The 18,002-nt window shown below is 37.1% G+C and carries 10 protein-coding genes; 4 read left to right on the top strand and 6 right to left on the bottom strand.

Annotated features, from left to right (window positions below; translation table 11 throughout):
- Positions 1-95: 95 nt before the first annotated feature.
- Together AWV75_RS06260 and AWV75_RS06255 are read right to left on the bottom strand one after the other, a co-directional pair.
- Positions 96-2,930, bottom strand: coding sequence for a gliding motility-associated C-terminal domain-containing protein (locus AWV75_RS06260; protein ID WP_060873572.1), 2,835 nt, complete (start codon positions 2,928-2,930; stop codon positions 96-98).
- Positions 2,931-3,241: 311 nt separating this feature from the next.
- Positions 3,242-7,846, bottom strand: a complete 4,605-nt coding sequence (locus AWV75_RS06255) for a choice-of-anchor J domain-containing protein (protein ID WP_060873571.1) — start codon at positions 7,844-7,846, stop codon at positions 3,242-3,244.
- A gap of 357 nt (positions 7,847-8,203) precedes the next feature.
- Between AWV75_RS06255 and AWV75_RS06250 the strand changes: the two genes are divergently transcribed.
- On the top strand, positions 8,204-9,670 hold the full coding sequence (locus tag AWV75_RS06250) for an amino acid permease (RefSeq protein WP_060873570.1): 1,467 nt from the start codon (positions 8,204-8,206) through the stop codon (positions 9,668-9,670).
- 78 nt (positions 9,671-9,748) lie between these two features.
- Here AWV75_RS06250 and AWV75_RS06245 read toward each other — a convergent pair whose 3' ends face one another.
- On the bottom strand, positions 9,749-10,411 hold the full coding sequence (locus AWV75_RS06245) for a MarR family winged helix-turn-helix transcriptional regulator (protein WP_060873569.1): 663 nt from the start codon (positions 10,409-10,411) through the stop codon (positions 9,749-9,751).
- Between the two features lie 388 nt (positions 10,412-10,799).
- Here AWV75_RS06245 and AWV75_RS06240 point away from each other — a divergent pair, with 388 nt between their 5' ends.
- Complete coding sequence (locus AWV75_RS06240) at positions 10,800-12,992, top strand: S9 family peptidase (RefSeq protein WP_060873568.1); 2,193 nt, start codon at positions 10,800-10,802, stop codon at positions 12,990-12,992.
- Between the two features lie 164 nt (positions 12,993-13,156).
- Here AWV75_RS06240 and AWV75_RS06235 read toward each other — a convergent pair whose 3' ends face one another.
- Positions 13,157-13,690 carry a hypothetical protein gene (locus AWV75_RS06235; protein ID WP_060873567.1) on the bottom strand — a complete coding sequence of 178 codons (534 nt, stop codon included), beginning with the start codon at positions 13,688-13,690 and terminating at the stop codon, positions 13,157-13,159.
- Between the two features lie 114 nt (positions 13,691-13,804).
- On the bottom strand, positions 13,805-15,352 hold the full coding sequence (locus AWV75_RS06230; protein WP_060873566.1) for a helix-turn-helix domain-containing protein: 1,548 nt from the start codon (positions 15,350-15,352) through the stop codon (positions 13,805-13,807).
- Between the two features lie 692 nt (positions 15,353-16,044).
- Here AWV75_RS06230 and AWV75_RS06225 point away from each other — a divergent pair.
- Positions 16,045-16,533 (top strand): hypothetical protein, encoded by a 489-nt coding sequence (locus AWV75_RS06225; protein ID WP_060873565.1) that lies wholly within the window; start codon positions 16,045-16,047, stop codon positions 16,531-16,533.
- A 36-nt stretch (positions 16,534-16,569) separates the two neighbouring features.
- Here AWV75_RS06225 and AWV75_RS06220 read toward each other — a convergent pair whose 3' ends face one another.
- Positions 16,570-16,956, bottom strand: coding sequence for a hypothetical protein (locus tag AWV75_RS06220; RefSeq protein ID WP_060873564.1), 387 nt, complete (start codon positions 16,954-16,956; stop codon positions 16,570-16,572).
- Between the two features lie 315 nt (positions 16,957-17,271).
- Here AWV75_RS06220 and AWV75_RS06215 point away from each other — a divergent pair, with 315 nt between their 5' ends.
- The gene (locus AWV75_RS06215; RefSeq protein ID WP_060873563.1) at positions 17,272-17,967 is read left to right on the top strand and encodes a TetR/AcrR family transcriptional regulator; all 696 of its coding nucleotides are present in this window, start codon (positions 17,272-17,274) and stop codon (positions 17,965-17,967) included.
- Positions 17,968-18,002: the final 35 nt, after the last annotated feature.

Here is an 18,002-nt window from a genome sequence, read left to right as displayed (position 1 = left end):
GGATTGGCTTTTTAATTTCAGCATATCTTCTTAACCATTAACCATTAACCATTAACCATTAACCATTAACCATTAACCATTAACCATTAACCCAATTAATAATTCAATTGAATCCAACCTGTTCTCAATTTTCCATGGGAAACTAATACATAATAGTACGTACCTGCAGGTAATTTATTCCCTGATTTGTCTTGTCCTTCCCATTGGTTGGTATAGCCTAGACCATGGGTATATACTTCTGTTCCACTGCGGTTAAAAATCTGAATTTTTGCAATGCCATATTCGCTCAAATCGAGCGTATCATTCAGTCCGTCTCCATTGGGTGAAATCCCTCTTGGGATAGGGCAATCTTGAAAACTAATGGTAAAACTACTTTCATCCCAACAAAACGTATTGCTCCCTCCTCGTTTGGCATAGATATACAACGTAGTGGGTTCTATGATCACCTCTCCTTCTTTTAATTCTACTCCTTTTCCCTGAGGCTCGGTATGATATGAATTACCTGGAGATAAGGAAGGAAGCACGTAATTTGCACAATATACTACTTGATGATGCAAGCGATCGGCTACAATAGGTTCATAGATGGTGAGTTGGAAGGAACTTTCTCCATCACAGCCGCGCTCCCCTACTTTATAGATGTAAAGCGTTGAGTCGCCTTTAACGGTATAAACCTCCCCTGGTTGGTAGCGAGTTCCTTGTCCCTCTTCTTCTGCATAATACCCCTCTCCTTCTTTTAATTCAGGTAGTACATAGCTTTCGCAAGCCTGCACGGCATTTAATTTGGTTACTTGAATAGGAGCTGTTCGAATCGCTTCAAATGTTCCCACCTTGACACATTTTGTTTTTAAATTCGTCACCTTAACATAAACCGTCGTACTGCGTTTTACTTCAATGCTATCGGGCATCTCTTGGGTAAGTGCCTCATCTTCATAATACGCAATCGCATACTTACGTGTACTTTCTTCTCCTAAGGCCTCAAAAATACGATCTTTATGCTCAGCGATATTTATACTTACTTGCCCTTGTGGATCTTTTACACTCCCACAAACAACATAATTTGGTAGATCATTCACTTGAAAATCATCTTTTACGAAATGGAATGAACGTTCCATAACAAATTCTTCTCCTTCACAATTTTGATAAATCGCTATAGCCGTATAATTAACGTCTTCGGTAATGACTACATCGATGACTTCTTCTCTTGAAAACGGCATGCCATTTTTATACCATTGAAAGTTGACTGATGATTCTCCGTCGGGAATGAAACGCCACGCTTCATTTGTGGTGGTCCATGTTCCTGTATTACGCCCTGGAGGTACTTGAAATTGTGTTCTTGTTCCTCCTTGGATTCCAATCAGTCCATTTCCGCTATTGTGATTGCGATTGACGGGTCTATTTTTAACGTAGACATCAATGATATTTGTTCCTTCATATAAAACGATTTGGGAAGTTTGTGTACTCCCCTCAATATCATTTGGGTTAAAGGGCACATTAAACAACCCCATATGATACATATTGACTACCAACGCTCGACAAGGGTATGTACCCAAAACCTGGTAATTAAATGAATAGTCTTCTGGAGAAGTAGCGGGATACAAATCTTGATATACGCCAAATACAGCTTGAACAAAAGGCCCCGATAAAGTTCCTGTCGGTAAAGAAGGAAGCGCTTGATTGAATTGCCATGCACTAAATGTATTGGGTGTATACATCCCCCCAGGCACTTCATTTTTAATACTAAATGAAAGTGCTCCATTAGTAGAGACTAGTGCTTTGTTGTATTGCTTGTCATAAAAACAAAAATCAAAGCCTAGATGAATGATATCCGACCAAATATCATCTGCTGTTAAGGCAATCCCATTTCCTCCAAAAAAAGGAAAAGGAGGATTGTAGTCAATAGCTTCGACGCGATACTTATCTGTTTTTTTAATGTCCACATATTGAACCGCTAATCGATGAGTTACAGGCCCTTCTTCGCATATGTAATAGGTATCTGTTGCTGAAGGAGGCAATCCTTCTACTCCACCATCTAAATTAGCACACATCGGAGGGATGAAGTAAGAATACGGCAAGGGGCCTCTCCACTTCGTTTTGGTTTGCCCTGATTCATCTTGACAAATCGCTCGGACATAAAATTCAAAAAAGGCCCCTTCTTCTACCTCTTCCACTACGAGTGTTGGTGTATTTTCTACCAGGATTCCTCTTGTCGTATCGGAAGGAGCTGCTTGTCCTTGCACAGTTGTGTATACTTCCCAAGCGCGTTCTTCTCCACGGGGAGTCCACGATAAGCGCACATCGGAGGTTCTACCGATAAATTCGGCTTGCAGGTTTGTGGGAGCAAAACAGGTCACTTGTTCGCCAAAAGTCAGTTTAACATTGGGTCTATTCGAACTCGAACTTAGATAGTCTGTCGGAATAGCATTATCTCGAGAAGCTGTAAAATGCATCGCTGCAATAGCTGTAGCTGCGATTCTAACTCCATCGACTCCATCTCCATTTCCACTGCCCCCAGCATTTGCCTCTACTAGAACCAATAAGCTTTTGGTACGGTCTAAAAAGGGAAAGGATTCATCAAATGCGATAGAGTTAAACCCCAAACCTGCAGAGGTAAATGGGCCATCATACATCAGCGTAGCTCCTTCTATGAAGGTATTCCAATTGGCTGCAGCAAGCGAAGTTGCATCTACCGCTTTCAAGTAGATTTTAATGGGCCTTGTCGGTTTGGTTGCTCCAATAGACCAAGCAATCTCGTTGATATAGCCCGTACGACCTATTTCTGCAGCGGTATAGAGTGCCGCTGAGCGTTCAAAACCATACCAATTACTCAAGGGTTGTCGGATCGTAGTTGTCCCCGTTCCGATGGTTACCTCTTGCCCAAACACCTGAACAAGATGGAATAAGAAAAGAAAAAGCAAGGTAATTTTTTTCATCTGTAGTTATTTTGGTTTTTTAGTTATTTCCCAAATATATACTAACAAATTATTATTATTAACATAAAAATAACAGATTAAGTAAATTTAATTTCGCTTTAATCTGTTTTTAATTACATTTTAATGCTTTTCTAATCTGTACATTAGATAATCTATAGCTTACAAGAAAGAAAGCCTCCAAAAAAGTTGATAAATCTCCTTGCTGGTTGACAGTAAAACCAAAAAAAGAGGGTGACCTGTTGGAACACCCCCTTTTTATTTTAACTTATCTTCTGTCAACCGTTAACTGCAAACCGTTAACCGTTAACTCCTTAATAATTCAACTGTACCCAGCCTGTTTTTAATTTACCGTGGGATACAATCACATAGTAGTAGGTACCAGTAGGTAATTTATTGCCTGATTTATCCTGTCCCATCCATTCATTTTTATACCCTAAACCATGGCTATATACCTCTACTCCATTTCGGTTAAACACTTGTATTTTGGCTACTCCATACTCTGTTAAGTCAAAAGAATCATTGATTCCATCGCCATTTGGTGAGAATCCTTTAGGTAAAGGACAATCTTCAAAGTCAATGGTAAAGCTACTTTCATCATAACAGTACACTGTTTTATTTCCGTTTCTTGTTACAATATAAATAGTCATTGGTACAATAACCTCATATCCTTCAAACAGCTCTATTCCAGTTTCTCCTTCTCCGGTGTAATATTTGCTATCCGCAGGAAGTCCTGGTAGGGTAAACACCTCACAAGTAAGCACCTTACTTTCCAATACAGGAGCAAATACTTCAGGTAAAACCTCTATTTTAAAATTCGATTCTCCATAACATTGCCTCTCATCTTCGTGATAGACATAAAGCGTGTTGATTCCTACCACATCGTATCGATCGCCTGCATTGTATCGCGTACCCGCTCCATACGGTGCTGTATAATACGCTTCTCCTTCTGCTAATGCTGGGAGTATGGTCTCTTTACAAATGAAAATATCTTTTATTTTCGTTGCTCCTAGCTGTCTATTAATACCCAATTTAAAGTTTACTGTTTTGGAACATTCCGTAATGTTGTTGATGACCTTCATAAAGATGGTTTCTGCCAATGGATCCAAAGTTGAATGTATGGCTTCCAATTGATTTTCTCCATTTTCAGCATCTGCTTCAGTGGCATAATATTCAATAGTAAAATCCTCTACATCTAACTGCTGTAACACATTTGGAATATTTTCATCTAAATTATACGTATACGTACTACCCGGTTTCTTCGCACAATCGAATACCGTTTTTGGTGTTCCTAGAATCATTGGTTCTTTCAAAAACTTAAAGCTTTTTTCGATGACCATCTCTTCACCATTACAGTGTTCATAGGTAATTCTACCGGTATAGGTTGTAGACTCTTCAATGGTTACGGTGATATCTGTATCTGTAGTAAGCACCTCTCCATTTCTCAACCACTCAAAACTAGCAATGGACTCTCCGTTTGGCGTAAAGCGCCAAGCTTCATTTTGTGTCTCCCAATCCCCAGTATTTCGATTTGGTGGAAAATGCGCCAAGGTACCATCTTCATTTTGCATTCCTAGTAAACCAGCCCCATCAAGCCAATCCATACAAGGGAGTCTATTTTTCACATACACCTCTACAATATTCGTTCCTTCATAGAGCACCATCTGTGTTGTAGTTGTCGTTCCTTCAATATCCTCTTCATCATACCCACAATCAAACATACCCATATGGTACATATTAAAAACTAAAGCTCTACATGGATAAGAACCTATAATTTGATAATTTACAGAATAATCAGCAGGTGATTCCCTTGGATTTGAATCTTGTAAAACACCAAAAATCGCATTAACAAAAGGTGGATATCCATCCGCTGGGTTGAAAGGTATTTGTTCTTCAAAATCCCATTCACTATTATCATTAGGTGTATAGCGTCCTCCATCTACCTCTCCTGCAATACTAAATGAGATAGCCCCATTGGTACAAATAATTGCTTTATTATAACTTTTACCATAAAAGCAGAAATCAAACCCTAAATCAATTACTCCAGACCAATAATCATCTTCCGTTAAATCTACTGCATCCCCTCCAAAGAATGGGAATGGTGGCGCATACTCAATCGGCTCAACTAGATAATCTGTCGTTGCTTTGATATCGTAATAGTTTGCTTTTAACTCCAACGTATAAGGGTCATCTGAGCATATAATATACTCCCCATCCACAGAAACATTCAGTTCAATATCATCTAAGGTAATCCCTGCACATCCTGGAGGATGAAAGATTGAAAAATCCTTAGGTCCTGTCCACCACCCTTTATCAGTATCCGAACAAATTGGGCGAACAAACACTTTATAGAACGTTTCTTCTGGTACGTCTTCTACGATATAAGAAGGAGTACCTTCTACAATAATTCCCGTATCTGTTGCAGTTGGAAAAGGGTCTCCACTTTCAATAATAAATACTTCCCATTTCGTTTGACCAGGGCCCGGTGTCCAAGTGATTTCGAAGTCGTTTGTATTCTCTATTAACAACGCATCCAAATTGGTAACATCTGCACAGTTGTAATTTTTAATCACGAGGTTATCTATAGCGGCAGGAGGTTGTTCTTCATTGGAAAAATCTTGAATCCATTCAAATACAATTCGCTTCGTTTGACCCGCTATTGCCGTAGAAGGGATTATATTGCGTTGGATCACAAAGTTTCTTTCTAAGAAAAACGCTCTATTCGGTTCTATTTCAAAACGATCGGCCGAAGCGGTGATTAAAGTTCCCGCTGTCGGTGTATACGAAGTAGGCACAATCCAAACCTTCATAAAATCAGCTGGAATATCTTCCCATGTATCCCAATCCAATCCTTCGTCTCCTACTGCCCTCCAAGTAAATGAAATATCCAACTGTGTACTCGTAGCTGGGATAACAAAATCTTTAAAGGCGTGAATAGCCGTCTCTTCTTCCCCATTATACGTATTACTTATTCCTTCTGTACGCGTTACATAGAGCGATCTTGAACCATGCGAACTCACAGCATTTCCTACCACCCATTTATTATTTTCTGTATGCGTTGTTCGGAAGAAGGTATCTCCTTCAAATTCTTCAATATAAGGCAATGCTGCGGAAGTACTATTTGGAATATTAACGGCTATTGGCCCAATCCATTTACTCTTTGTAGTCGCATCGCAAGCCGTTCTCAACCAAACATAGTAAAACGAGCCTTGTGTTAAATTGGTAAAGGCATACGTTGATCCTGTAGCGGTATGTGTTGCTACATCCGCATCTGTTGGTTGCTGCAATGGATTGGTACGCAATAGTAGATCATAATTATTTACCCCTGTAACAGCCGTCCAATTCGCCGTAAAGCCCGTGGCTGTAATTCCGTTGACACTTAAATTCTGCGGTCTACTACACAATACATTGCGTAAATCTACATTATCAATCGCTGCAGGGGGTTGTGTACCACCACTTCCATCATTAATCCATTCAAAAACCAAACGCAGTGTTTCTCCTGCATAAGGCGTTCCATCAAAAAAGATCAATTCATTGACGAACGTATTATTCATTTTATAGCCTGATTCTCCAATTTGCATTACTCCTTCAACATCTTCATCAATTTCTTCGTTAGGTATAATCACATAATCCGTTGGGACAATCCACACCTTAAAATAATCACTATTCCAAAAATCGCCTTCTCCCATACATCTCCAATCGAACGACAATTGCAATTCATTCGTATCCGCTCCAATAGTGAAGTCTTTATAAGCATGAGATCTAGTAGAATCCCAGTTTTCATCATCGGTTGTATAGCGATAATTCACTCCTTCATCATTGCTAATATACATGGCCTGTGTTCCGCCGTTATTTACTGCAGTTCCGCGATTCCATTTGTTTTCTTTTTCACTTATAAATACAAAATTGTTTCCTGTTTCAAAATCATCTTCAAATGGCAATGCCACTGGAATCATATTCGTTCTAAAGGCAATAGGCCCAACCCATTCCGAATCTCCATCTGCTGCATCACATTTAGCGCGTACATAAACGTCATATACCGTATTAGGAGTTAATTGAGTCGCTGTAAACGTTGTTTCTTGTACGGTAGTTCCAGTAGTTGGAAGAGTTCCTGCCACTGGAATCGCTACTTCCCATTCCTCTTCTTGATAACCTTGTTCCCAATCTACCTGAACACCCGTTGTAGTGCGATTAGATAGGGTTATATTTCTAGGTGCTGGACATGGAGGAATATCTTCAACAATGACATTGTCAATATATAAGCGCCATCCATCTAATCCATCAGGTGGAACATGCCAAGCTAGGTTTACCTCACCCGTAAATGGAACGCCATTTTCATCCACTAAATAGATCATTTCCTCTTGGTATGTGGTATTATCATACTCTCTTAAGGGTAGTAATTCATGCGTAAAATTAGCAACCTCAGTCCCTGAGGTTGACAACATGACTCTAAAATCATTGGGTTCAAATCTCGATTCTACCTTATAATAGTATCTCAATCGTTGATTTCCATTCAACTGAATCGTTGGTGAAATAAGCCAATCGTCATTATCTCCACCTAACCCATCTGTTGTCATCACGGGATTGGCATCTCCAATATAGGGACCATTACCATCATTGAGATCCCAAGTACTAAAATCTTCATTATGATTCACAACAGTCCAACAAGCTTTAGTAGGGCTTGCGGAATCGAATGTTTCCACAAATGGAAAAGTGGTAATTACCTCACATTCGGGATCATCAAAAAGTACGACTGAGTCGCGATTTGCGCTATTTTCATCCGAAATAACACGAAGTTCAAACCAATGCATTCTTAAGTCCTCCATCCAATTTTTCAATGTGGGGGAAGCCCAAACAAATGCAGGAATTATCAAAAGCATTAGTACAACACTTCTAAACCCTCTTTTTTTCTTTGTCATAAAAACATATTTACTATTACTACTATGCGCGAACTAAATTAAATAAAATTTTAGTTAAAAAAACATTCTTGCAATTAAGTAATCAAAAAAATATTTGACTTTAAAAATGAAAACAAACAAAATATCGCAAAATATAAGAGAATATAATAATTTATAGTCGCTTAAAGTCCATGTCTTATTTTGATTTTTTAACATTTCCATTTGATTTATTCACCTTTTTAAGGTTGTAAAACAGCAAGGAAAACAGTTATAAAAAAGAAAGAGAACACTACAATTGTATATCTTTTTCGCATATTCTAGAGGAAAAAGCATCGTTCCCAACGATTAATAATTACATTTGTTAGAAATGAACGAAACATGACGGAAGAACACAACGATAATTCTGGCGTACAGCGCAAACTCAAAGCTCGACACTTAACGATGATTGCCATAGGGGGTTGTATTGGAACTGGTTTATTTATGGCCAGTGGTGAAGCAATTCATCAAGCAGGGCCTGGAGGAGCGGTACTCGCTTATCTTGCCATTGGTGTAATGGTTTATTTCTTGATGACTTCCTTGGGTGAGATGGCCACCTATTTACCTGTATCAGGATCATTCAGCACCTATGCTTCCCGATTTGTAGATCCTTCGCTTGGATATGCTTTGGGCTGGAATTATTGGTTTAATTGGGTCATTACTGTAGCGGTAGATGTCTCAATTGCCGCCTTAGTTATTTCCTATTGGGAACCCTTGAGTTTTCTTCCTCCTTGGGCTTGGAGTTTACTTTTCTTTGGTATTATATTAGGGTTAAATACCTTATCTGTCAAGGCATATGGAGAATCTGAATATTGGTTTGCCTTTATTAAAGTGATTACGGTTATTGTCTTTTTAGGTGTTGGTCTATTGACTATCTTCGGTATTTTAGGAGGTGAATACATTGGGTTTAAGAATTTTACCCTTGGAGATGCCCCTTTTATAGGAGATGGATTTTCAGGTAAATTTCTTACCGTTTTAGGGGTATTCCTCATTGCGGGATTCTCGTTTCAAGGAACAGAACTTATCGGGATCACAGCAGGAGAATCTGAGAATCCTGAAAAAAACATTCCCAAAGCCATTAAACAGGTCTTTTGGCGTATTCTTATCTTTTATATCCTTTCTATTTTCGTGATTGGATTGATTATTCCTTATACTAGTCCGGAGCTTCTTGGTGCTGATATAACTGAAATTGCCAAATCTCCTTTCACTTTAGTTTTTGAAAAGGCACATTGGGCATTTGCTGCAGCTCTGATGAATGCAGTAATCTTAACTTCAATTCTCTCTGCAGGTAATTCTGGCATGTATGCTTCGACACGTATGTTATATGCCATGGGAAAAGATGGTATGGCTCATCGTTCATTTGGTAGAACCAATAAAAACGGCGTTCCTATCCTCTCCTTACTAGCCACAGCTTTGGTGGTATTGCTTATTTTTATCGTTCAATCCATCACGCCAAAAGCAGTTGATTTTATTCTAGCAGCTTCTGGTTTAACTGGTTTTATTGCCTGGTTGGGTATTGCCATTAGTCATTACCGCTTTAGACGGGCCTATGTTGCACAAGGCCACAACCCAAAACAATTGGTGTATCGCGCAAAACTTTTTCCATTTGGTCCCATCTTTGCCTTTATCCTTTGTTTATGTGTCATTATTGGCCAGGATAGTAAGATGATTTTTGAAGGAATTGTCGATTGGCATGGTATCTTTATTACCTATATGGGAATTCCCTTTTTCTTATTCTTCTATTTTTATCATAAGTTGAAATACAAAACAAAACTCATTCCTTTAAAAGAAGTGGATTTGAAAAGATAGTTTTTTAGTTTACAGTGGACGGCAAACGGTTTACTGTGGACGGCAAACGGTTTACTGTGAACTGTAAACTGTAAACCGTTAACTATTATTCTTAGATGCAAGAGCAAGCAGCTCCGCTTTTGTTTTGTTTTCCTTAAATACATCTTCGTGAAACTCCATCAACTTGTTTAGAAGATACAGCGACTGTTGTTTTTCACTCGGGCATAAATCTCCCGCAACAAGTGAAGAAACACGCTGAATTTCATTCATTTGACTGAGTAACTCTCGTTGCCCTACTGGAGTAATTGCTATAATTTTACTTCTTTTGTCTACTTCCGAATCCTTTTGAAGGACAAATTCTAATTGTATCAAACGATTGATGATTTGCATTCCCGTAGGTTTTTCATGGGTACTCCTGCGAATTAACTCCATTTTAGTCATTTCCCCATAGAGCCACAAATTCAATAAAACAATCCAATTATCTTGATTGGCTATGGATCCATCTGCCAATAACGTACGCCAATACATTTTACTGTAATTGGCCATTTTGAATAGCGTTAATGCAATCTCTTGTTCTGGTGTTAGCTTTGTAGCTGTAGGTGCTAAAACATCATTTGGTATTTCTTCTTCTTCTTTTGTTTCGCGAATCCACTTCTTAAATCCATCAATAGTTTGAGTATAGGTCGGCAATAACCCTCCCGCTGTTTCCTTTTCAAATTCGAAAAGCAGATGCATAAATTCCAATAATAATTTGTGGTTCATGTTTTCCTAAAACATTTAAATAGTACAAAGCAACCTTCCCATTTGCTCAATCAAATATATCTATTTAAAAACATCGCTTATTTTATTATATCTTTACTAAATAAAACACAGTATACTTCTTATTAGTAAGAGTTTTTTCATTCTCTAGTGAAATATATAGCATTGTTAGTTATAAATTCGCAATTTGAGAATGTTTTGTTTTTACAAAAAAAGTAGGTTTACCCTCATTTAGAAGTATTCCTTCTGAAAAATAGCTTTTTTCTGTCTCTATCCTCCCCTTTTTTGCTCTTGTTTTATCTTTTATGTAAAAGATACAGCAGTCAAGTGAACCATCATATTAGAGAAAAACCCTACCTTAGTGCGCGATAAAACTAATCACACATATAGAATGAAAAAAATACAATTACTCGCTCTAGCTATACTTTCAAGCCATTTTCTCTTTGCTCAGCGCAATTTGACGATGCAAGAGGCAACTTTAGGGCAGTATACTTCTTTTGCTCCTCAAAAACTTACACAACCGAGTTGGAAATCATCAAATGCTTTGACGCATTTGAATACCAAACGAGATAGTATGTTTATTCGTACTTCGGCTGTACAATGGGGGTCTTCTTTTTTATTTACGGCGGCAGACCTTAATCAGGCGATTGGTCAATCGATCCTAGACACTAAATTCAAAGTAGCTACTTTTCCTTCTGATATGCGTTGGAAAAACGAAGGAACCTTAACATTTTCTATTCTTGATACAGAGAATAAATTCAGATGGTTCTTGCAATACCATATACAAGATAAAAAAGTAGACGTACTTCAAAAAGTACCAGCAAAAGGTCAGGAGTATATTACATCTAGAAACAGCGATTACGTTGCTTGGTTACAAGACAATAATATTGTTATTGGCGATAAAAAAGGACAACAAATAGCAGTTACTCAAGATACGGATGCAGCGATTGTTAATGGTAGTTCTAATACACACCGCAATGAGTTTGGTATTAACCAGGGGATGTGGTGGAGTCCAAAACAAGAGCAATTATTATACTATAGAAACGACCAATCTCAGGTAACCGATTACCCCCTGGTACAATGGAATTCTAGAGTAGCTGAAAATAAAAACATCAAATATCCTATGGCAGGCATGGCGAATGAACGTGTTTCCTTGGTTATTTTCGATGTATACACACATGCTAAAGTTACGTTACAAACGGGAGAGGCTGATCAATTTTTAACCATGGTTACTTGGGATCCGTCTGGCAATTATGTGTATGTTGGGGTATTAAACCGCGAGCAAAATCACTTGAAATTAAATAAGTACAATGCAGCAACAGGTGCATTTGAAGGAACGTTGTTTGAAGAAAAATCAACTACGTACACTGAACCTTCACAAGGTTTAATATTCAATCCTGCAGACAGCAAATCGTTCCTTTACTTATCTGAAAAAGGAGGATATCGTCAAATGTATTTGTATTCAACGGATGGAAAGCTCGTTCAAGCTTTAGGTCATGCTTCTGTCATTGTAGAAGAAGTATTAGGCTTTGATAAAGAAGGAAAAAACGTATACTATATTGGAATTACCAATCAAGGGTTAGATCGACAATTATTTAAGGTCAATATCAAGAAAGCAAAAACAGAGCAGTTAACCACTCGTACAGGAACACATGAAATTATATTCAACGAAGATAAAACCTTATTCTTAGATTCTTTTAATAGTATTGAAGTACCTACTACCGTTTCTATTGTACAGGCATCCAATCAAAAAGAAGTTGAGCTATTAAGAGCTAAAGATCCTTACCAAGGAGTGATTGATATGCCTAAGATGGAATTGGTTACCCTTACAGCAGCTGATGGAAAAACACCATTAAATGCACGAGTTATCTATCCAACTAATTTTGATGCTGCGAAAACGTACCCTGTTATGGTGTATGTATATGGAGGACCGCACGCTCAGTTAATTACCAACACATGGTTAGGAGGTTCATCCTTATTCTTCCAATACATGGCACAACAAGGGTATCTTGTTTTTACGGTTGATAACCGTGGAAGTTTCAACAGAGGAAGAGATTTCGAACATGTGATTCACCGTCAATTGGGACAAAATGAAATGGCCGATCAAATGCAAGGAGTGAACTATCTAAAGTCCCTTCCTTATGTTGACCAAGAAAAAATTGGCGTTTACGGTTGGAGCTTTGGTGGGTTTATGACCACAACATTATCTGTTACACATCCTTCTATTTTTAAAGTTGGCGTTGCTGGTGGTCCAGTAATGGATTGGAAGATGTACGAAATCATGTATGGCGAACGCTACATGGATACGCCTCAAGAAAACCCAGAAGGTTATGAGCGTACAAGTTTATTAAACAAAGCGCCTCAATTAGATAATAAATTATTGATTATTCACGGTGCGCAAGATCCTGTTGTTGTACAACAGCACTCTATGTTATTCATCGAAGCTTGTATCAAAGCAAATAAACAAGTGGACTACTTCTTATACCCAACACACGAACACAATGTCCGTGGACTTGATCGCGTTCACTTGAATACAAAAATTGCACAATACTTCTTTGATCACTTGGCTAAACCTAGAAACTAAAAAGCCACGTTGATTCAAACAATCCAATACAACAAGCGGGTAATCGAACCAGATTACCCGCTTGTTTGTTTAAAAAAAGCCTGCATACGAATATACAGGCCTGACAAACTAAAAAAACGCATCAATTCTTACTCCAGTGAATAAGTAATTTTCTTTTTTATCTTTTAAGACAGAAATAAGTCCAAGGAATTAGCCCTTATTTCTACCATTTGATGATCGGTATACAACAAATTAAAGATCAATTCTTCATCCATCCACAAGGGAGATGCACCTAATTGTTCCAGACGTTCTTCGATCAGCTCCTCTAAGCTATCTACATCTGCATAACATAAAGCATTCAGCCAAACGATATGTCCCTTGCGCTTTCCTTTAGTAATTTCTGCATATTGATTTCCCTCCTGATCTTGTGCAAAAACAAACAAGTAATCTGATAGAATGCAATCTTCATTGCGCTCCATAATATCCCATACCTCATCTACCCCATCAAAAGTGTACCACTGAACAACAGTCAATTCAGTTTTAGATTCACCTTTACCGAAATAGTTAGCATTTTCGCTTCCACTTTGCGTTTGGATCAAAATTAATTTGCGCATTTCTTCTGAAAAGCCAAATCGACGCTGTAGCGCATTGATTTCTTTGTCAACTGTAATAGTTACACCGGAATCAACGAAAAATAAATGTTTTTGGTAGTGTTCCATTGTTTTTTTTTTGACTACTTAAATTTCATCAAAAAAATTGACACAAGACTACCCTGATCAATAAGATAACCTTTTGATAACCTGAACAACACATGAAAACAAAGCTGAACTACCTTAGGTTCTCGCTTTGATTTGCTCAATAAAAGAAGAAGGGGAAATACCTTTAATACGTTTGAAGGTAATCGTAAAACGGCTATGAGAAGCGAATCCACACAAATCAGCTAGATAACTAATTTTGTATTTAAGGGTTTCTGGATTCTCTTGTAACAGCATGACAATATAGTCAATGCGCAAGGTATTGATATAGCTAGAAAAATCTTGTTGTTTATGATGTTTAATGATATAAGATAAATACCGGTGATTGACTCCTATCTGACTGGCAAGTTTACTCAGAGAAATTTCATGCTTTAAAAACTCTTTCTTTTCCTCAAATAGTTGAATGCCCTGTAAGATTAGTTCTTCCGTTTCCTTTGCAATATAACCGTGATCTACGGGGGTAATATCTGTTGTTTTGGACGCTACTTCATTTGGTGCAACAACAGGTACAATAACGGGTGTTGGAGTACGATAATCCCTTTTATTTTCATTGCTGTACTTTCTTCTGCGATAATAAAACAAAGAAATAAAAACAAGGATACCACTGCCTATAGCCAAGCTATAGAGTACATACTTTTTATATGCATCTTTTGTCTCTCCTTCTTTTTCATAATATGAACCCACCAGAAAGTCTGCAATTTTCATTTGTACGTCCAATTGTTGTTCAATTAACTTCAAGTATTTCTCATTATAGAAGACATACTGTTGATTATCTCCAATCTGTTTGGCATGTTCTTTCAAAGAAGCAAGTACTTGCTTCTTCAACTCTAAAAAATCGGATTGTTCTCCTACTTGTTGTGCTTTCATTAAGAGTAAAAACGATGTTTCATAATCTTGGCCAATTAAATGAGCCATACCTAAACTATTGTAAATAAAACCTCTTAGCGCGCTCTCAGGATAGGCAGAGCCTTTCAGTTCCTCTAACGCATTGCTCAATACATCAATTGCTTTTGGAATCTCTTTTAAGCGAATATAGTTCTCTCCTATCAACTGATCAGTACTTGCTAAATGGAAAAAACGCAATTTAGCATCTTCTATTTTTTCAAATTCCTTTCTTCCTTCCAATAAGCTGTTAATTGCATCGGTATACAACGCTGCATTCATGAGATAATAGGCTTGCTCTTGCATCAAATTACCTTTTAAGATACTCAGTTCTATTGGATTGCTAATGGTTTTACTCCAATACTTCGCTTTGATTAACGACAACTTGCCTAGAGTTTCAATGCCATTTTCCCGATATAACGTAGATAAAGCTCCTTGTATTCTCGCTTGTAAATTCGGATGATTATATTTTATGGCTAAACTATCGGCTTGTTTTAGTGCGACTATGGCGCGATCTCTATTGCCGTATTGCCTTAACAACGAAGCACGTACCAGATAAATTTCGATTTGTTCTTCGCTAGTCGTAGAGGCTTTTTCAAGCTTCATTAAATGCGATAACGCAATTTGTGGAGTCGATGTGGAAGACACCTTCGACATCTGCTGATACAGGCTATCGAAGGTGTTATTTTGAGCTTGGCTAACCGTTGTAGTAATCAGAATACAAAATATTATTCTAAAGTTCATTAAAATTGCTATTTTCAAGCATACCCAACAGAGGGTATTGCTTATATATTATAAATATTAGTTGATGTTAGGGGTTATTTCTATTGGCAATCAGGTAGATTTAACTTTCCTTAAGGGACGGGTTAAATTGAAGCAACTCAAAAAAAGCCTATGTAATAAACATAGGCTTACTATCAAACACAAATATAATAATACAACAATCAAAATGGGGACCTGAATTTATTTCAATGCAGATTTATTGCCTATCTAAATTTAGTGTTTTTCAATTCAGTATTATGTCACGTATTTTATATAAATAAAATACTCTTTTACATTTCTTTTACAAATATTTAACTAACATTCAACAAATTAAAGAAAAGCAATTTACGAATTGCGTAAAACAACAAATAGCAACAAACTTAAAACAATATAAAACAACAAGTTACACCAGCATTCAATTCAAAAAAAATTAGCATCACTAAACTAAAAATCAGTGTTTTTTATTTAAAAAAATAGATATTTTAATGAGAAGGAGTAAAAAAATAAGAGTCTCTCTTCCTATTTATATTATATAACAAACAAAGACAAAACAAGGCATTCCCGTGTTTTTCGCCTCCTATGCACTCTTATTCACCCCAAGCTTCCGTTTCAAATTCTCAGGAAAGCATTAAAAAAAAGCGTATATTTAAGTACAAAACCAAAAAAAATCTGCAATGAAAACAACTGAATTAACCACCCAAATCCAACTATTTCTGGATTACAATGAGCCAATTGTGCTACAAGTGTACGCGATTATTGGCGACAATTTAGAACTAATTCCTTTATTTCTTACCCGAGATGAGGCTACCCATTTAAGCTCCTTGTACAGCAATCAACTTTCTAAATTACTCAAGAAAAATGAACATCACTTAGATGCCTCTGATGGCTCTATATCTGATATCTTTTTTCAAGGTCAAGGCTTTTTAAAGGGAAACAAAACATTAAACAATAGTGATCTACCTACGGTGAAATACTTATTGATTGAATTAAAAAAGGAGAATCAAGAGGTACAAATGCTCAAAAAAATAACACATAAGCAACTCATTGAAGGTCGCCACCAACAGCTCATTACGCCTGTACCTAAAATTAGACAGCGCAACGTATTAGACTTGACCCCAAAAGTAAAGGCCATTTCCATTAACAATCAGACTTTTATTGCCTAAGCAATTGAATGAAGAAAAGAGCTAGTCCCCACTCTTTTACTCTCGCATCGCATATACTGTATAGTTTTTCCCCTCACTAACAAACAATATCTCCAACTTATGGCGATCCAATCGGATGTAGTTTGTTTCTTCTGCATCGATCGTAATCATTGCTGTTCCGTCTATTTGCTTCATCGTTATTTCAGCTAATGTTGGAATATCATGGCTAAAGAAAAAACTTGCTTTGTTTCCAATCTTGACCACTTTCACCCAACCTTCAGGGCACTGAATTAAGGTATCAACCTGTTCAAACAGAACAACTCCACAATACTTACCGATAAAAAAATCTGCTTTAGTCACCTCTCTTTTCATGGATTTTGTCGCCAATATAACCAGCAATACGATACTTAGTCCTAGTACTGCGCGACCTATTCTAACTTTCATTTTATTTTTATTTGATTCTTTTATTTAGAATCAAATAGTATACTAAAATTCATTTTTTATCTGTAATTTAACATTTTAATCGTAAGGCCTATGAAAGTAGTAAAGGGAGTGAATTTTTGAATGAAAAAAAACAAAAGCATCGACCATATGAACAACTATTTTTACTGTATCGTAAATTTTACTACAAAAAAGAACGTAAAAATGCATTTGAATTATTTTTTTTACATTTGACAAACAAAACCATAAATAAACTTCAAAAACGATTATAGCATTCAAGAATTAACCGCTGTTGATTCTCCCCTTAATTTATTGGACATGAAGAAGAACAAAACAACAACAATACAAGACACTGATCAAGCCGCTGAGCAAGTTAAAGTCAGAAAAGTGTCTTCTGGGCCTATACGCGATAAAGCGCGCACCATGAACAAAATGATTGCGGCAGTAGGTAAAGTATTACAAAAAAAGGGTTACACAGGACTTACGGCACCCAATATTGCTAAAGCTGCTGGTGTGGATAAAAAATTAGTATGGACCTATTTTGGAGGGATTGATAATTTAGTAGAAGAATACATCAATCAAAAAGACTTCTTTAAAAGTACGGCGAAATCTGGTATTGATGACCTCTTGCAAGATCCAGAGAAATTGACGCAAGATCATATCAATCAGCTTCTTCAAAATCAATTTGAAACCTTATTGACTAACCGAGCGCTTCAGCGTATTATTCATTGGGAAGTAGGAGAAAGCAACGAAATTTTACGCAAAATTGCAGACAAAAGAGAAGAGATTGGCGAGGAATTATTTTCAAAAACAATCCCCTATTTTGAGCATTCTGATGTAGATGTTCGCGCGCGTTTTGCTATAGTTATCAGTGGTATTTACTATTTGACTTTACACGCAAAAAATAACGGAAGTAAATTCTGTGGAATTGATATCAATACCGATGAAGGCAAGCAACGTATCTCAGACATTATTCAAGAATTAATTTTTGATGCTTACGACAAAGTAAAATAAAAAGAGGATCTATTGATAGTAGATCCTCTTTTGTT

Source organism: Myroides odoratus, assembly GCF_001549985.1.
Classification (GTDB): domain Bacteria; phylum Bacteroidota; class Bacteroidia; order Flavobacteriales; family Flavobacteriaceae; genus Flavobacterium; species Flavobacterium odoratum_A.
Note: the sequence above shows the minus strand (reverse complement) of the source record. Positions and strands in the feature narration are given on the sequence as shown.